General features: G+C 61.1%; 16 protein-coding genes and 1 other RNA gene. 13 read left to right on the top strand and 4 right to left on the bottom strand.

Annotated elements, in window-relative coordinates:
• From AB5Y89_RS20570 to AB5Y89_RS20555, 4 genes are all read left to right on the top strand, one after another.
• A complete protein-coding gene (locus AB5Y89_RS20570) occupies window positions 1–1,218 on the top strand; it encodes a cytochrome bc complex cytochrome b subunit (RefSeq protein ID WP_010675853.1) in 1,218 nt (405 codons plus the stop codon).
• Entirely contained in the window at window positions 1,215–1,949 is a 735-nt protein-coding gene (locus AB5Y89_RS20565) for a cytochrome c1 (RefSeq protein WP_104454878.1), read from the top strand. The genes AB5Y89_RS20570 and AB5Y89_RS20565 overlap by 4 nt, the downstream gene beginning before the upstream one ends.
• 87 nt (window positions 1,950–2,036) lie before the next feature.
• The gene (gene sspA / locus AB5Y89_RS20560; RefSeq protein ID WP_039040485.1) at window positions 2,037–2,666 is read left to right on the top strand and encodes a stringent starvation protein SspA; all 630 of its coding nucleotides are present in this window, start codon (window positions 2,037–2,039) and stop codon (window positions 2,664–2,666) included.
• Window positions 2,663–3,094 carry a ClpXP protease specificity-enhancing factor gene (locus AB5Y89_RS20555; protein WP_029314842.1) on the top strand — a complete coding sequence of 144 codons (432 nt, stop codon included), beginning with the start codon at window positions 2,663–2,665 and terminating at the stop codon, window positions 3,092–3,094. The genes sspA and AB5Y89_RS20555 overlap by 4 nt, the downstream gene beginning before the upstream one ends.
• Before the next feature lie 43 nt (window positions 3,095–3,137).
• Here the strand turns inward: AB5Y89_RS20555 and dolP are convergent, their stop codons facing one another.
• The 4 genes from dolP to AB5Y89_RS20535 are packed head-to-tail and all read right to left on the bottom strand — an operon-like array spanning window position 3,138 to window position 6,424.
• Window positions 3,138–3,716 (bottom strand): division/outer membrane stress-associated lipid-binding lipoprotein, encoded by a 579-nt coding sequence (gene dolP, locus AB5Y89_RS20550; protein WP_010675849.1) that lies wholly within the window; start codon window positions 3,714–3,716, stop codon window positions 3,138–3,140.
• A 4-nt stretch (window positions 3,717–3,720) separates the two neighbouring features.
• Window positions 3,721–4,311: an SIS domain-containing protein gene (locus AB5Y89_RS20545; protein WP_010675848.1), complete on the bottom strand. Its 591-nt coding sequence runs from the start codon at window positions 4,309–4,311 to the stop codon at window positions 3,721–3,723.
• 9 nt (window positions 4,312–4,320) lie between these two features.
• Window positions 4,321–4,716: a YraN family protein gene (locus tag AB5Y89_RS20540; protein ID WP_049637187.1), complete on the bottom strand. Its 396-nt coding sequence runs from the start codon at window positions 4,714–4,716 to the stop codon at window positions 4,321–4,323.
• Entirely contained in the window at window positions 4,634–6,424 is a 1,791-nt protein-coding gene (locus tag AB5Y89_RS20535) for a penicillin-binding protein activator (RefSeq protein WP_319911631.1), read from the bottom strand. Before AB5Y89_RS20535 ends, AB5Y89_RS20540 begins: the two co-directional genes overlap by 83 nt.
• A 199-nt stretch (window positions 6,425–6,623) precedes the next feature.
• Here AB5Y89_RS20535 and rsmI point away from each other — a divergent pair, with 199 nt between their 5' ends.
• The 9 genes from rsmI (at window position 6,624) to lfhA (ending at window position 14,381) form a co-directional block, all read left to right on the top strand.
• Window positions 6,624–7,457 (top strand): 16S rRNA (cytidine(1402)-2'-O)-methyltransferase, encoded by an 834-nt coding sequence (rsmI, locus tag AB5Y89_RS20530; RefSeq protein ID WP_336578937.1) that lies wholly within the window; start codon window positions 6,624–6,626, stop codon window positions 7,455–7,457.
• Window positions 7,458–7,519: 62 nt separating this feature from the next.
• Window positions 7,520–7,906, top strand: an RNA gene (gene rnpB / locus AB5Y89_RS20525) — RNase P RNA component class A.
• Between the two features lie 218 nt (window positions 7,907–8,124).
• Window positions 8,125–9,000 carry a lateral flagellar motor switch protein LfiM gene (gene lfiM, locus AB5Y89_RS20520; RefSeq protein WP_368224407.1) on the top strand — a complete coding sequence of 292 codons (876 nt, stop codon included), beginning with the start codon at window positions 8,125–8,127 and terminating at the stop codon, window positions 8,998–9,000.
• A gap of 7 nt (window positions 9,001–9,007) precedes the next feature.
• On the top strand, window positions 9,008–9,385 hold the full coding sequence (gene lfiN / locus AB5Y89_RS20515; protein WP_041211834.1) for a lateral flagellar motor switch protein LfiN: 378 nt from the start codon (window positions 9,008–9,010) through the stop codon (window positions 9,383–9,385).
• On the top strand, window positions 9,385–10,119 hold the full coding sequence (fliP, locus tag AB5Y89_RS20510) for a flagellar type III secretion system pore protein FliP (protein ID WP_041211833.1): 735 nt from the start codon (window positions 9,385–9,387) through the stop codon (window positions 10,117–10,119). The genes lfiN and fliP overlap by 1 nt, the downstream gene beginning before the upstream one ends.
• Window position 10,120: 1 nt before the next feature.
• Entirely contained in the window at window positions 10,121–10,390 is a 270-nt protein-coding gene (gene fliQ / locus AB5Y89_RS20505) for a flagellar biosynthesis protein FliQ (RefSeq protein ID WP_041211832.1), read from the top strand.
• Window positions 10,387–11,169, top strand: a complete 783-nt coding sequence (lfiR, locus tag AB5Y89_RS20500) for a lateral flagellar biosynthetic protein LfiR (protein WP_104452187.1) — start codon at window positions 10,387–10,389, stop codon at window positions 11,167–11,169. Before fliQ ends, lfiR begins: the two co-directional genes overlap by 4 nt.
• Window positions 11,166–12,302, top strand: a complete 1,137-nt coding sequence (gene flhB / locus AB5Y89_RS20495; protein ID WP_041214022.1) for a flagellar biosynthesis protein FlhB — start codon at window positions 11,166–11,168, stop codon at window positions 12,300–12,302. The genes lfiR and flhB overlap by 4 nt, the downstream gene beginning before the upstream one ends.
• A gap of 3 nt (window positions 12,303–12,305) precedes the next feature.
• Window positions 12,306–14,381 (top strand): lateral flagellar biosynthesis protein LfhA, encoded by a 2,076-nt coding sequence (gene lfhA / locus AB5Y89_RS20490; RefSeq protein WP_041211829.1) that lies wholly within the window; start codon window positions 12,306–12,308, stop codon window positions 14,379–14,381.
• Window positions 14,382–14,490: the final 109 nt, after the last annotated feature.

Here is a 14,490-nt window from a genome sequence, read left to right as displayed (position 1 = left end):
ATGTTTGCCAAACTCATGGGCTGGATCGATGATCGTTTCCCGCTCACGGCCATGTACAACGACCATATGGCCAAGTATCCGGCGCCCAAGAACCTGAACTTCTGGTACTTCTTCGGCTCGCTTGCCATGTTGGTGCTGGTCAACCAGATCATCACCGGCATCTGGCTGACCATGAACTACAACCCCTCGGCGGAAGGTGCCTTCGCTTCCGTGGAATACATCATGCGGGATGTGGATTACGGCTGGCTGCTGCGTTACATGCACTCCACCGGGGCATCCGCCTTCTTCATCGTGGTCTACCTGCACATGTTCCGCGGCATGATCTACGGCTCTTACCAGAAGCCACGGGAACTGCTGTGGATCTTCGGCATGCTGATCTTCCTGGTACTGATGGCCGAGGCCTTCATGGGTTACCTGCTGCCCTGGGGGCAGATGTCGTTCTGGGGGGCCCAGGTCATCATCTCGCTGTTCGGTGCCATCCCCGTTATCGGTGACGATCTGACCCTGTGGATCCGGGGGGACTATGTCATCTCGGGTGCGACCCTGAACCGCTTCTTTGCGCTGCACGTCATCGCTCTGCCGCTGGTGCTGGTGATGCTGGTGGCCATGCATATCCTGGCGCTGCACGAGGTGGGCTCCAACAACCCCGATGGCATCGACATCAAGAAGCACAAGGACGAGAACGGCTGGCCACTGGATGCGGTCGCGTTCCACCCCTATTTCACCGTGAAGGACATGATCGGGGTAGCCGGTTTCCTGTTCTTTTTCTGTGCCATCATCTTCTTCAAGCCGGACATGTGGGGCTATTTCCTCGAGAAACCGAACTTTGAGGTGGCCAATGGCCTGAAGACGCCGGCGCATATCGCTCCGGTCTGGTACTTCACCCCCTTCTACGCCATCCTGCGTGCGGTGCCTGACAAGCTCCTGGGGGTCATCATGATGGGCCTCTCCATCGTGGTGCTGTTCCTGTTGCCCTGGCTGGATCGCTGCAAGGTGCGCTCGGTGCGTTACCGCAGCACCCTGCACAAGCTGAACATCGCCCAGTTCGTGGTCTGCTTCATTATCCTGGGGGTGCTGGGCGTGCTGCCATCAACCCCGACCCTGACGCTGATTGCACAGCTCTGTACTCTGGGTTATTTCGGATTCTTCGTCCTGTTGTTCTTCTACAGCAAGAATGAGAACACCAAGCCGCTGCCGGAGAGGGTGACATTCAAATGAAAAGAATAATTTTTGCAGTGCTGGCCCTGCTGCCTGGTCTGGTGTTGGCCTCTGGCGGTGGCTTCCCCCTCGACAAGGCGGAGTACGATCTGAGTGACAAGGCATCCCTGCAACGGGGGGCCGCCACCTTCATGAACTACTGTGCTGGCTGTCACTCCACCCAGTACCAGCGTTATAACCGGGTGGCGGCTGACATTGGCATTCCGGACGATCTGATGAAGGAGAACCTGGTCTTCACCGGCGCCAAGATCGGCGATCTGATGAAGAGCGCCATGTCCGAGAAGGATGCTGCGCGCTGGTTCGGCGCGCCGCCCCCCGACCTGACCCTGGTTGCCCGGGTGCGTGGTGCAGACTGGATCTACACCTATCTGCGTTCCTTCTACGTGGACGAGACCCGTCCATTCGGGGTGAACAACGCCGTCTTCCCGTCCGTGGGTATGCCCCATGTGCTGGAGCCGTTGCAGGGGACGCCCCGCGCCGAGTTCAAGACGCACACCCTGGATGGCGTGGAGATGCAGCAAGTCGTCAGCATCAAATCTGACGGCAACGGTGAAATGAACAACGAAGAATATGATCAGACGGTACTGGATCTGGTAAACTTCTTGGTCTACTCGGCTGAGCCGGTGCAGCAGGAGCGCGAACGCATGGGCTTCTGGGTACTCGGATTCATCGCTATCTTCTTCATCTTCACTGTGCTGTTGAAGAAGGAATTCTGGCGCGACGTTCACTAAGCGACCAGATCGGAGTAATATGACGCACGGCAATGAAGACAGACATGCTTCATTGCCGTTTCTGCTTTTTAATGACGGGAGGGTTCAATGGCTGTAGCTGCCAATAAGCGTTCGGTAATGACGCTGTTTTCCGGTGCCAACGATATGTTCAGCCATCAGGTGCGTATTGTCCTGGCGGAGAAGGGTGTTAGCGTGGATATCTGCCAGGTTGATCCTGCCAACCTGCCGGATGAGCTGGCCGAGCTGAACCCGTACAACACTGTACCGACTCTGGTGGATCGCGAGCTGGCGTTGTACACCTCGCGCATCATCATGGAGTATCTGGACGAGCGTTTCCCGCATCCGCCCCTGATGCCGGTTTATCCGGTCGCGCGCGGCAACAGCCGTCTGATGATGCACCGCATCGAGCTAGACTGGTACTCTCTGGCCGACAAGATCATGGCGGGCACCGATACCGAAGCCGCCCGTGCCGAGCTGCGCGACAACCTGCTGGCCATCGCCCCCATCTTCGGCGAGATGCCCTACTTCATGAGCGAAGAGTTCGGTCTGGTCGACTGCTACATGGCGCCGTTGCTGTGGCGTCTGCCGAGCCTGGGCATCGATTTCACCGGCCGTGGCGCCAAAGAGCTGAAGGCTTACATGGTACGCCTGTTCGAGCGTGAATCCTTCCAGGCTTCCCTGACCGAGGCCGAGCGCGAGATCCGTGCCGGCGTATGAGCATGGAACCGACAATGACACCCAGTCGCCCGTATCTGCTGCGGGCGTTTTTTGACTGGTTGCTGGATAACGATCTGACTCCCCATCTTGTGGTCAATGCCAACATTCCCCATGTGATGGTACCGATGCAGTTCGTGCAGGATGGCCAGATTGTTCTGAACATAGCCCCCCGGGCCGTGGGCCAGTTCCACATGGACAATGACGCTGTCAGCTTCAGCGCCCGTTTCGGTGGCGTATCGCAGCAGGTCTATATCCCCATGGCGGCCGTACTGGCCATCCATGCCAGGGAGAACGGAGTGGGGACCCTGTTCCCGCCGGAGCCCGGGTATGACCTCTGGCTGGAACAGGCACAGACACCAACGTCGGTTGACCCCGAGCCGGAACCACCACGCCCGAGCGGTCGCCCGACCCTGAAAGTCATCAAATAAAAAACGCAGCCTGAAGGCTGCGTTTTTTCATCCTGCCAGATGGTCAATTCTGGGCAAACTCGAAGGCTTTGATCACCTGCTTAACGCCACTGACGTGGCGGGCGATTTCTACGGCCTGATCCCCTTCCTGGCGGGTGACCAGCCCAATGAGGAATACCTCGCCATTCTCGGTGACAACCTTCACCTTGGCGCTGTCGAAGTTCTTGGTGCCCAGCATGTCGGCCCGCACCTTGGAGGTGATCCAGGTGTCATTGCTGCGCACGCCGATACTGACTGGTTTGCCAAGGCGCAGCTCGTTGTAGACATGGCGAACCCCTTCAATCCGGCTCACGATTCTGCCCGCTTCCTGTTTGTAAGCGTCAGAGGGTGTCTGACCCACCAGCAGCACACGGCCGTTGTTGCTGTAGACACTGATCTTGCTGGCGGCGCTCAGGGGCTTGTTGTCGGCCAACAGGTTGGCGGCTTTCAGCTCTATGGTCTGATCGTCCCACTGGGCACCCAGGGTGCGGCGATCGCCGCTCGCCTTGGCGGTGCCAGCCGCGCCACCGACCACCACGGCAGCACAGCCTTGCAGCAGCAGGACGCCGGTCAGCAGGGCAAGAGCGAGAATAGGCTTCTTCATGGTTTCAGTCTTCCTGTTGCGGGAAAAGTGTCTGGTCGATGAGATCACAGAGACAGTGCAGGGTCAACAGGTTCACTTCCAGAATACGAGGACGGCGAGCGGAAGGAACGCGGATCTCCACGTCATTGGGGCCCAGCAGACCGGCGATCTCTCCCCCGTCTCCGCCACCGAGAACAATGATGGTCATGTCGCGGGAGAGGGCGGCCTCCGCAGCCTTGATCAGGCTGCGGCTGTTGCCTGTCGTGGTGATGACCACCAGGATGTCGCCTGGTTGTCCCAGAGCACGTATCTGTTTGGCATAGACCTCTTCGAAACCGTGATCCGTGGCGATGGCGCTGATGGTCGCCATGTCGGGCGTCAGGGCGAGACCGGGCAGGGAGGGGCGAGGAGTTTCATAGCAGTTCACCAGTTCGGAAATGAACAGCTGTGCCAATGCCGAGGAGGGACCATTGCCACATGCCATCACCTTGTGGCCATTGAGCAGGCAGATGGTCAGCATCTGGGCTGCCGTATGGATGGCATCCGGCAGTGCTTCGGCGGCAGCTATCTTGGTCTGGATGCTTTCGGTGTAATTCTCTTTGATGGGATCAGTCATGGGGTCCTCTTAAAACGCGTTCTGGATCCAGTCTGGCTGGTCGCCCTCGAACGCGATCACATCGAATCGACAGGCCTGGTTGGCCTCATTGATGGCATGTTGCTTGAAATAGTGGCGCGCGGCCAGCACGATCTTGTGCTGCTTGCGCCGGGTGACCGAGCTGGCTGCACCGCCATGGGTGGCGTGGGCACGATATCTCACTTCAACGAACACCAGGGTCTCCCCCTGGCGCATGATGAGATCGATCTCGCCGCCACGACAGCGGTAGTTGCGGGTCACGGGTTGCAGGCCGCGGGCCTGCAACCAGCGCTCCGCTATTTGTTCAAAGTGTTGTCCCTTGCTCGTCGCTGCCGACGGCAACAGGTTCAACCACTGCTGGTGAAGTTGTGTCAGTAGCCTCTTCATGAGTCGCATCCTCCAGCTGGGGGGCGGCGCTGTCGCTGACCAGCTTGCCATTCTGGTAGGTGGCCCAGTCCAGCATGCGCACTATGTTGCCCTGGGGATCCACGCTCAGCTGGCCGCTCATGCCGGGTTGCTGCATGGCATTGACCTTGCGCATTTGCGGCAGGTTGCCTGCCAGGCTGACGGCATCGTAGCCGAGGGCGAACAAGCGCAGCAGGTCGCCCTGGGTCTGGGGCCAGAGCAGGGCAATCTGTTCACGCTGCGTCTCGAAGCCACCCAGCAGCAGTGGCATGTCGGAGATATGCATGCCGTTGAGCTCGGATGCCACCTCGGTCGTCCCGCCGTCGTATCCCCGCGAGCTGCTGTAGATGGGCAGGCTGCCCATGGGATTGACCGAGATGTCCACATAGGGCTTGATCATCCGGGTCTCCAAGCTGTTGGCCACCACATAGACGGCGTCGATGCTGCGCGGCGCGGCATCGGACAGCTGGACAATCTCCCCGGCTCGTGCGGTGGAACGGCCGCTCAGAGCGTTCTTGACCATGCCCTGCACTTCGTTGCGCGCCCCGAAGGTGGCAACCACGGGCTTCTCCTGGCTGACGCCGGCCCAGGCCTGCTCAAACGCCTTGATACTGCTGTAGCCAATCCGGCCTTGTGCCGCGATCAGCAGCGGCTTGCGGTAGCCCTGACCATAGAGGTACTGGGCCGCCTGGCTCGCATCGGCAGCGGCGGAGAGTGAGAAATAGTAGGTGTTGTCGTTGACGATCGGCTTGTCCAGCTCGTTGAGCGCCAGCACCGGCACGGTCGGATTCGACTTGAGCAGCTCCTCCACCTGATCCTTGAGCAGGGGGCCGATGATCATGTTGGCCCCTTCCTGAATGGCCTGCTTGTAGAGGTCCCCCATCGCCTTGCCCTGGGTATCATAGAAGTTCAGGGTGAACTGGCTCTGATTTTCCTTGTAGGACATCAACATGCCGTTGCGGATGGCGGCGCCCTGGGCTTCCAGGTTGCCGGAGAGCGGCAGGAAGACGGCGATCTGCTGCAGCGAACCGTTGTCCGTGATCGCGAGATCCCCAAGGCCGGCCGGCATGTCGCTCTGGGCAGGGTGGTTAGGGAAGCTCTGCTTCCAGCCGGCAAGCTGGCGGGCCAGCTGGCTCGGCTGTGCCCCGAATTCGTTCACCAGCGCCGCAAGACGCAGCCAGCCGGTGGTCACATCGGGAGCTGGCTCCTCTTCGAGCGCCTGCAGGGTGGAGGGGGTCATGCTTTTCAGCAGTGACCAGATCTGCTGGTGATTGGTGGCCAGCTCATTCTTGGCCAGATAAGGTTCCAGCAGGATCAGCGACTTGGCCGCACCAAACTTGTTGTTGATGTCGAGCTGCAGCACCACGCGCTGGCGGTACCAGTCCTTCTGGGTATCGGCATCCAGCACCACATCCGGCTTGCCTTCCAGCAGGATCAGCGCCTGGTTGGCGTTGCCCTGGGCGAGCAGCAGGTGTGCCTGCAGCAGTTGCAACTGCGCCTGCTGCTCCGGGCTCTTCGCCTGCTTCTGCAACTGCTGATACAGGGCGGCAGCCGGTTTGGCCTGGCCGAGCGCCAGATAGCTGCGCGCCGCCATCATCTGCCACACGAAGGCCTCTGCCGGTTTGGCGGGATCCACCTGCTCCAGATACCACTGGGCATTTTTGGTCAGATCCGAGAAGGCTGACGGCATGCCGGGTTGTCCGGAAGATTGATTGGGCTCCGACGCACAGGCGGCGAGCAGGACTGCCGCGAGTAGGATGCCGAAGAGTCGTGATACACTTAGCTGCTTTATAACCCGGTTCAAGTTCATTCCCCGACCAGTGTTGAAATTCTCCATAGTGTAAACGGGCCAATATGGCGACACAATTGTCGGGACACTCGGAGCTCCCATGAGTGACATCCCAACCCTGTATATAGTCCCCACTCCGATCGGCAATCTGGCCGACATCACCCAGCGAGCACTGGACGTGCTGCGCGGCGTCGATCTGGTGGCCGCCGAGGATACCCGGCATACCGGGATCCTGCTCAGCCACTACCAGATCTCGGTACCGACCTTTGCCCTGCACGATCACAACGAGCAGCAAAAGGCGGATGTGCTGATCGCCCGCATCAAGGAGGGCAAGAGCGTGGCCCTGGTCTCTGATGCGGGGACGCCGCTCATCAGCGACCCCGGTTATCACCTGGTCACCCGTTGTCGCGAAGCCGGGGTCAAGGTGGTGCCGCTGCCCGGTCCCTGCGCTGCCATCACGGCGCTGTCCGCCGCCGGGCTGCCCACCGACCGCTTCGCCTTCGAGGGTTTCCTGCCGGCCAAGGCCAAGGGGCGGGATGATCGCCTGCAAGCCGTCATCGAAGACACCCGCTCTCTGGTGTTCTACGAATCGCCGCGCCGGGTGCAGGATACCGTGGAAGCGATTGCTCGCATCCTTGGCGAGCGCCAGGTGGTGGTGTGCCGCGAGCTGACCAAGACTTTCGAGTCCATCCACGGTCTGCCCGCCTCCGAGATGCTGGCCTGGCTCGGAGAGGACGATAACCGTTGCCGCGGGGAGATCGTGCTGGTGGTCGCCGGTGCCAGCAAGGTGGATGACGAGTTGCCTGCGGAGGCGATCCGCACCCTGGGCCTGCTGGTCAGCGAGCTGCCCCTCAAGAAGGCTGCAGCCCTCACCGCCGAGATCCACGGGGTGAAGAAGAACGCCCTCTACAAATACGGTCTCGAGCACTATTAATTGCCGTAAACCGGAATTGACGGTTTACCCCGTCCGTCTCGCGAGGCTATAATCCGCGCCTCGGAGTTGGCTGGGCAATCGCTGCTTCGTCGTTGTGTCCCTCGGGACAGACGGGCGGAGGGGAGGAAAGTCCGGGCTTCACAGGGCAGGGTGCCAGGTAACGCCTGGGGGGCGCGAGCCTACGACCAGTGCAACAGAGAGCAGACCGCCGATGGCCCGCAAGGGATCAGGTAAGGGTGAAAGGGTGCGGTAAGAGCGCACCGCGCGACTGGCAACAGTTCGTGGCACGGTAAACTCCACCCGAAGCAAGACCAAATAGGCCCCTATTGGCGCGGCCCGCGTTGGGGGCGGGTAGGTTGCTTGAGCCAGCGAGCGATTGCTGGCCTAGAGGAATGATTGCTACCCGGGGCAACCCGGTACAGAACCCGGCTTACAGGCCGACTCCGACCTCTTTCTGGTAAGTGATTACCTCAAAATCCCGGCACCTTTGGTGCCGGGATTTTTATTTTCGGCTGGTCACGCGGTCGCGTGGCGCCTTTTGGGGTTTTGTAATAAAGTTCTCGCCCCTTTCGGTCGCTCTGTGTCGTCTGGGCTATCGGTATCGATCATGGAGCCGGCATGTCTCCATGCAGCAGGACGAGATGAAAATGGCAAAGGTGGATTTGTAATGTCATCAAGCGGCGTAATGCACACCCCTTCCCGGTTGATCTGTGCCGAGCGGGGCAGAGCCCTGCCTCAATATGACTTGCTGGGGGTCGAGAGGGCCAACCAGGCCCGTCTCAGGCAACTCAACACCCAACTGAGCGTCTTTTCCCAGCAGGCGTCGGGCTGCATGGCCCAGTTGTTCAATGCGGCGGATTGCGATCTGGGTTACCAGGACTTTTCTTCTACGTTGCCGCAAGAGGAGGATGATCATCAGGTCTGGGTCGAAGCCCGTACTCCTCTGGATGCCCAGCGTGTCGCCTTTTTCTCCATCTCTCCTGCGGTCATCTATCGGCTTGCCGTGCTGTTTTTCGGCGGCACTCTGCAACACAAGGGGGCCACGGCACCTCATGGCAGGGGATTGACCGACACAGAACAGCGACTGCTGCTGCGGCTGTGCCAGTACCAGGTGGAAATCTGGTCGACCTGTCAGGGGCAGGGAGACCTCTCCTGGCAGCTGAATCTGATCTCCCGGGAGGCCCTGCCCGCAGGCCCGCTCTGGAAGGCGCAGGCCAGTATGCTGGCCGGTGGCAGCCAGCACGATTGGCAGTTCTGGCTGGCGCCCCCCGAAGAGGCGCCCGGTATCGCTGAAGGGCAGCGTGTGCAGGTGGCGCAACTGGAAGAGGCGCTGATCCAGGTGCCGGTGCGGCTGCGGGTAGTCATGGGGCAGATGTCCATGACGCTGGCGGATCTCGAATGCCTCAAGGTGGGAGATGTGCTCTCGCTGGATTTACCCGAGGTGGTGCCGGCCCTGATCGGCCAGCGCCCCTGTTTCAATGGACGCATTGCCGAACATAAAGGCAGCCTGGTGTACCAGGTCGCAACAGTGGTAGAGGAGTAGTCGAATCGTGAACGAGCACAACATGAATGACCCGCTGGATCTGGATGGCCTGGATCAGCTGTTTGGGGACGACATCAGCATGCCGAGTGCGGCCGACTACATGGCGCCGACCAGCAGTACCAAGCAGCGGGATCTCTCCTTCTTTCACCACATTCCGGTCAAGGTGACGCTGGAAGTGGCCAGCACCGAGGTGGCGCTGGGCGAGCTGATGAAGGTGGAAGAGGGGGCCGTCATCGAGCTGGACAAGCTGGCGGGCGAGCCGCTGGATGTCCGCGTCAACGGGCGCCTGCTGGCCAGGGGCGAGGTGGTGGTGGTCAACGGCAAATACGGGCTGCGGCTGGTGGACGTCGTGGACACCAAATTGCTGGGCGGCATGAACGACTGATGCGTTATCTGCTGGTTGCCCTGCTCCTGCTGGCGTTGCCGAGCTGGGGCGCGGACATGACGCTGTTCTCGGTATCGCCGAGCGAAGCAGGGGGAGAGGACTACAGCGTCAAGCTGCAGATCCTCTTCTTCATGACCCTGCTGGGTCTGCTGCCGACCCTACTGCTGATGATGACCAGTTTTACCCGGATCATCATAGTGCTGGCCATCCTGCGTCAGGCCCTGGGATTGCAGCAGAGCCCACCCAACCGGGTGCTGATCGGCATCAGCCTGATCCTGACCCTGGTGATCATGAGGCCGGTCTGGACCGAGATGTACCAGAACGCCTTTGTGCCATACGACCAGAACGAGATCACCCTGACGGAGGGGCTGGCCCGCGCCGAAAAACCGCTGCGCCAATTCATGCTGGCCCAGACCCGGGAGCCGGATCTCGAGCAGATGCTGCGCATCTCCGGAGAGCCGACCACCCTCGCCAAGAGCGAGGTGCCGTTCGGCGTGCTGTTGCCGGCCTTCGTGCTGAGCGAGCTGAACACCGCCTTCCAGATAGGTTTCATGCTGTTCATCCCCTTTCTGGTCATCGATCTGGTGGTCGCCAGCGTGTTGATGGCCATGGGGATGATGATGCTCTCCCCTCTCATCATCTCGCTGCCATTCAAGTTGATGGTCTTCGTGCTGGTGGATGGCTGGTCCATGACGGTCGGTACCCTGGCGGCCAGTTTCGGCGGGGGAGGCTGACGTGACCCCCGAGCAGAGTGTGGCCCTGGTGGGCGGGGCCGTGAACCTGGTGGTCATCATGGTCTCGGTGCTGATCGTGCCCGGTCTCATCGTCGGGTTGGTGGTCAGCATCTTCCAGGCGGCGACCCAGATCCAGGAACAGACACTGAGCTTCCTGCCCCGTTTCATCGTGACCCTGCTGACCCTCATCTTCACGGGAAACTGGCTGCTGTCGCAGATCACCACCCTGTTCGCCGACCTGTTCCAGAAGATCCCCGGGCTTATCGGATGAACTCCCTGCTGTCGTTCAGTGCGGCCGAGCTGACCGCCTGGCTGGGACAGTGGTGGTGGCCCTTCATTCGCATCGCGGCCGCCTTCTGGGTGATGCCGGTATTCGGTGACGGCCGGGTGCCTGCACAGGTTCGCATCCTGCTGGCCTTCGTCATCAGTCTGCTGATCGCCCCCATGATGAAAGGCATGCCGGCGCTGGATCCCCTCAGTGCCGGCATGATGGTGCTGACCCTGGAGCAGTTGCTGTTCGGTCTGCTGTTCGGGCTCTGCATACAGATGCTGTTCATGGTGATGACCATGGCGGGGCAGATCCTCTCCATGCAGATGGGGTTGGGGATGGCGGTGATGAACGATCCTTCCAACGGAGACACGGCGCCCATCGTCAGCCAGATCATGCTGGTCTTCTGCTCCCTGTTGTTCCTCGGTCTGAACGGCCATCTGGTGACTTTGGATGTCCTGGTGCAGAGCCTGCGCACCTGGCCGCCGGGAACCTCGCTCTACGTCCTCGATCTGAAGGGGGTCATCGGCCTGTTTGGCTGGAGCATCGGAGCTGCCCTCATCCTGACCCTGCCTGCCGTGGTGGCCATGCTGATGGTGAACCTCACCTTCGGGGTGCTCAATCGTACGGCCCCCTCCCTGAACATCTTCTCTCTGGGCTTCCCCATGACGTTGCTGCTGGGGCTGCTCACCATGGCCATCTCCATCAGCGGCGTCCCGGCCCGCTATCTGGATCTGGTCGGTTACGTGCTGACCCAGCTCAGGGCATTGACGCCGACATGAGCCAGCACAGCGCCCAGGACAAAACCGAAGAGGCCTCCTCCCAGAAACGGCGCAAGGCGCGGGAAGAGGGCCAGATTGCCCGTTCCAGGGAGTTGAGCTCGGCCGGCCTGCTGCTCGTCGGCGGTCTGGTCATGCAGTGGATGGTGCCGAGTTTCGGGCTCTTCTTTGCCGAGCTGATGAAGCAGCCCCAGCGTTTCAACTGGCAGGGGGCACGGGATCCCCAGATGATGATCCAGTGGACCGCGGACGCCCTGATCGGGATGCTGTGGGTGCTGCTGCCTCTGTTTGGCGTGCTGGCCCTGCTGCTGGTGCTGCTCAGTAGCGTGCCTGGCGGCATGGTGCTGGTCTGGAAGAAGCTGATGCCAAGCGGGGAGAAGCTCAACCCGCTCAAGGGGCTCAAGCGGATGTTCTCCACCCACAGCCTGATGGAACTCCTGAAATCCCTGCTCAAGGTGCTGCTGATCGGCGGCACCCTGGCCATGATGCTCCAGCACCAGTGGCCCACCCTGATGATGATGAACCGCATGCCGCCCCAGGCGGCCATGGAACAGGCGCTGCGGATCCTCTCCCAGGCATTCATCTTGCTAGGCAGTGTGCAGATGCTCATCGCGGTGCTGGATGTGCCCTACCAGCGCTGGTCCTTGAACAAGCAGTTGAAGATGACCAAGCAGGAGGTCAAGGACGAGCACAAGAACAGCGAGGGGCGTCCGGAGATCAAGGCGAGGATCCGCCAGGTGCAGGGGATGCTGGCCAGGGCCCGCATCGAACAGCGGGTGCCCCAGGCCGATGTCATCATAGTGAACCCGACCCATTATGCGGTGGCCATCAAGTACGATCCCGAGCGGGCCAACGCCCCCTATGTGATTGCCAAAGGGGTGGACGGCATGGCGGAGCGGATCCGCGAGGTGGCCAAAGCCCATGACAAGCGGGTGATGAGCCTGCCCGAGCTGACCCGGGCCATCTACTACTCCACCCGGGTGGATCAGGAAGTGCCGGCGGGTCTGTACACCGCGGTCGCCTATGTATTGAACCATGTATTGCAGCTACGGGCCTATGAGGCAGGCAAGGGCAGGAAACCCAATCCCCTTGCCCCCCTGCACGTGCCGCCCGAATTACGTCAACCTGAGAGGTAAGTTGTGAACTGGCGTGTCTTTACCCAATCCTATACAGCCATCCCCATGATGCTGCTGGCCATCCTGGCGATGATGATACTGCCTCTGCCAGGCTGGCTGCTGGATGCCCTGTTCACCTTCAACATCGTACTGGCGGTGCTGGTGCTGCTGGTCTCCGTCTCGGCCCGCCGGCCCCTCGACTTCTCCGTTTTCCCGACCGTGCTGCTGGTGGCGACCCTGATGCGGCTCTCCCTCAACGTCGCCTCCACCCGGGTGGTGCTGCTGCACGGCCATGAGGGCAACGAAGCGGCCGGCAAGGTGATCCAGGCCTTCGGCGAAGTGGTCATCGGTGGCAACTACGTGGTGGGTCTGGTGGTCTTCGTCATTCTGATGATCATCAACTTCGTGGTGATCACCAAGGGGGGCGAGCGGATCTCGGAAGTGTCCGCCCGCTTCACCCTGGACGCCATGCCTGGCAAGCAGATGGCCATCGACGCCGACCTCAATGCGGGGACCCTGGATCAGCACCAGGCCCGGGCAAGACGGGAGGAGATCGCCAGGGAAGCGGACTTCTACGGGGCCATGGACGGGGCCTCCAAGTTCGTGCGTGGTGATGCCATCGCCGGTCTGCTGGTGCTCATCATCAACCTAGTCGGGGGCCTGGCCATCGGCATCTTCCAGCACTCGCTGCCGGTTTCCGATGCCTTCCGCATCTATGCCCTGCTCACCATAGGTGACGGTCTGGTCGCCCAGATCCCCTCCCTGCTGATGTCCACGGCGGCAGCCATCATCGTCACCCGCGTGAGTGACGAAGGGGAGATGTCGGATCAGGTTGGCCAGCAGATCCTGGCCTCTCCTCGGGTGATCTACACGGCGGCGACCGTCATGCTGATCCTGGGGCTGGTTCCCGGCATGCCCATGCTGGCCTTCCTCAGCTTTGCGGCCGTGTTGGCCTGGACCGGCTGGAGCGTCAGCAAGCGCCGGGTGCAGGATCCCGCGCTGGATGCGGCCGAGGCGCTGACGCGCCAGATGGTGCAGCCGGAGCCCCAGGGACTGGAGTGGCAGGATCTGCCCCCGGTGGATGCGGTCGCCATCGAACTGGGTTATCGCCTGGTACCACTGGCGGAGGCGGACAAGGGGGCCGAGCTGCTGGCCCGGGTGCGCGGTATTCGCAAGACACTCTCCGAGCAGTACGGCTTCCTGCTGCCCGAGATCCGGGTGAGGGACAACCTGCAATTGCAGCCGGACCAGTACCGCATCAAGCTCTCCGGCATCCCTTTGGCCTCGGGCAATGTGGATTGCCAGCGGTTGATGGCCATCAGCAGCGGTGAGACCTATGGCGCCCTGGATGGCGAGCTGACACAGGATCCTGCCTATGGCATGAGTGCGGTCTGGATTTCACCGGACAACAAGGCCAAGGCCCTCAATCTGGGCTACTCGGTGGTGGATTCGGCCACCGTCATCGCGACTCACGCCAGCAAGCTGCTCAGGGAGCAGCTCGACGGCCTGTTTGGTCATGACGAGGTGGGCAAGCTGGGTCAGCATCTGGCGACCCAGTCCCCCCGTCTTGCGGAAGAGCTCAATCTGGCCCTGACCCAGATGCAGCAACTGCGGGTCTTCCGCCAGTTGCTCAAGGAGCAGATCAGCCTCACCGACATCCGCACCATCGCCACCACCTTGCTGGATGCGAGCGAGCTGACCAAGGATCCAGTCCTGTTGGCGTCCGATGTGCGCTGCGCACTGAAGCGCCAGATCGTCAGACAGGCGATAGGGTCCCGCGACGTGCTGGCGGCCTTCACCCTGGATGACCGGCTGGAGCAGACCCTGCTGACGGCCATGAGCCAGTCACAGCAGCAGGGCAAGATCCAGCTGGACAGCTTCCCGGTGGATCCCCAGTTGCTGGCGCAGTTGCAGCAGAACATGCCGCTGGTGAAGGAGCAACTGCAGCAACAGGGATATGCGCCCGTGCTGGTGGTGATGCCCCAGCTCAGACCGCTGATAGCCCGTTATGCCCGTTCCTTCTCGAAAGGCCTCAAGGTGCTCTCCTATAACGAGATACCGGAAGATTTGCGAGTCGAAGTCATCGGGACTCTGGGCTGAAGTGGAATTGCCTTGGCGTCATAGGGACAGGAAGCGCCTATTCCGCATATCTGCTTGAATTGTCATATAAAGCCGCTATCATGTGACGACTTTTGACGCGATACATACT

The sequence above is a fragment of the Aeromonas sp. s4 genome (assembly GCF_040907855.1).
GTDB classification, from domain to species: Bacteria; Pseudomonadota; Gammaproteobacteria; order Enterobacterales; family Aeromonadaceae; genus Aeromonas; species Aeromonas caviae.
Note: the sequence above shows the minus strand (reverse complement) of the source record. Positions and strands in the feature narration are given on the sequence as shown.